Origin of the sequence: Caballeronia sp. (assembly GCF_049581465.1) — a bacterium.
Taxonomy (GTDB): Bacteria; Pseudomonadota; Gammaproteobacteria; order Burkholderiales; family Burkholderiaceae; genus Caballeronia.
This window is the reverse complement of sequence record NZ_JBAUSA010001238.1, coordinates 1-1,648: the sequence shown is the minus strand read 5'-3', so window position 1 is coordinate 1,648 and position 1,648 is coordinate 1. Positions and strand designations below refer to the sequence as shown.

The window sequence follows — 1,648 nt, the reverse complement described above, 5'->3', positions numbered from 1 at the left end:
CGCCGCCGAGGATCGCCTGCAAGCCGACGCGTTGCTCGGCGAGCGCCTCCGCGAGGGTCGCGATATCGACTCGGCGGCTCAGTGCCGCCGCCTGCGTGTCGGTATAGGCCTCAAGCGCGAGATTGCGCTCGGCATAGGCTTCGCGCGCGTGGAGTGCGGTTGTGTCGGCTTCGGGGAGCGTGGCTTCACTCTGCGCTAGCTGGCGCTCGAGGATCGCGTCGTCGGCCCGCAGGCGAGCGACATCAGCAGATGCCTGATTCAGCCGTGCCTGGTATTCGTCGCGCACGCGCTGGCGCGTCGCCGCTTCAATGTCGACGTTGCCGCGATTACGGTTGAAGATGGGGAGGCTCAGGCTGATCTGGAAGCCCGTGGTGTAGATGTCCGATGTGTCGCGAGCGCGGTTGAATCCGACGTTCAGGCTGGGGAACTGGCTCATGATTGCGGCGCGATACTTCTGTTCCTGCGCTTCGTACCCGGCCTGCAGCGCGAGCAGGTCTGGACGGCGCCTGGGCAGCGAGGCAAGTGCTGCGTCGATACTGGTGTCAGTCAGCGGAACCGGTGGCGTCTCGCTGTCGTCCACAAGTTGCAACGCTACGTCAGGTGCTACGCCGACGAGTGCGTTGAGATCGTGGTGCGTTTGCACGGCGGCCCGCTCGGCATCGGTGTACTGCTTGCGCGCGTCGTTATAGGAGGTGAGCGCGGCACCCAGGGTGTCTTCGGTCAGATTGCCTTCGCGCAGTGCGTCGGCCATGAGTTCGTATCGCGTGCGTGAGAGGTCGCTCTGCTCGCGCAATAGCGGCAGCGTGGCTTCCTGCAGGCGTGACTTGAGAAAAAGCTGCTTCGCCTGCGAGATGACTTGCCACTCCTGCCAGAGGAGCCCAAGATCGGTCTTCACGACCGTCGCGTCGGCCGATTTCTGGTTCGCGCCACGGGTCATGATCGCCATCACGTCCATGCTCAGGCCATAGTTGAACGCCCGCGTCGATCCTAGCGCGCCGGGATAGTCGCTGGAGATCGTCAGTTGTGGATCGGGCAGAAGTCCCGCGGCGAATGCCTGCGCGCGGACGATGCCCAGATCGCTGCGCGCGAGTTTCAGATCGGGATTGTTCGCCACCGCAAGCATTGCGATTTCCTGGATGTCGAGGCCGTCGGACGGATCGAACCGATGCGCGGCGAGCTCCGGCAGCGGCATGGTCGCCGCATCGATACGAATGCGTTCGAGCGATTCGAGCGAGGTGGCCGTGTCGCGGGGCGCGAGCGGCTCGGGGTGATACCACGTACAACTCGCGAGCAGCGGCGAGGCTGCCGCGAGCGCGAAACAACGGCGGGTCAACGCGCTGAGCGAAGACAAGGCGGGGAAAGCGGGCAAGCCGGACTCCTCGGGCAATGAGCCGACCGCGCAGTAGGGGCGCAGGTCGAAGGAGTGGCCGATTCTATGAACTGTTTGCTTAAGTAAAGCTTAAGCAAACAGCGTCGACGATGCGCCCTTGGCACAAGCTCAAAAGAGGGAGGACTGGCATGCGCCTGCTGTTAGTGGAAGACGACGAGATGATCGGCGAGACGGTGTTGGACTCGCTGCGACGAGCCGGCTATGCCGTGGACTGGGCACATGACGGACGTGCCGCCGAACTGTCGCTCAATAACGGGG

The 1,648-nt window shown here is 64.0% G+C and carries 1 protein-coding gene and 1 pseudogene; one reads left to right on the top strand and one right to left on the bottom strand.

The features are described from left to right. A partial coding sequence (locus tag WCA53_RS30240; protein ID WP_423920047.1) for a TolC family protein occupies nt 1-1,369 on the bottom strand: 1,369 nt, incomplete at its 3' end. A 149-nt stretch (nt 1,370-1,518) separates the two neighbouring features. On the opposite strand from WCA53_RS30240, the pseudogene WCA53_RS30235 reads away from it, so the two are divergent. Further along, nucleotides 1,519-1,648 (top strand): annotated as a pseudogene (locus tag WCA53_RS30235) (DNA-binding response regulator); the annotation flags it as partial.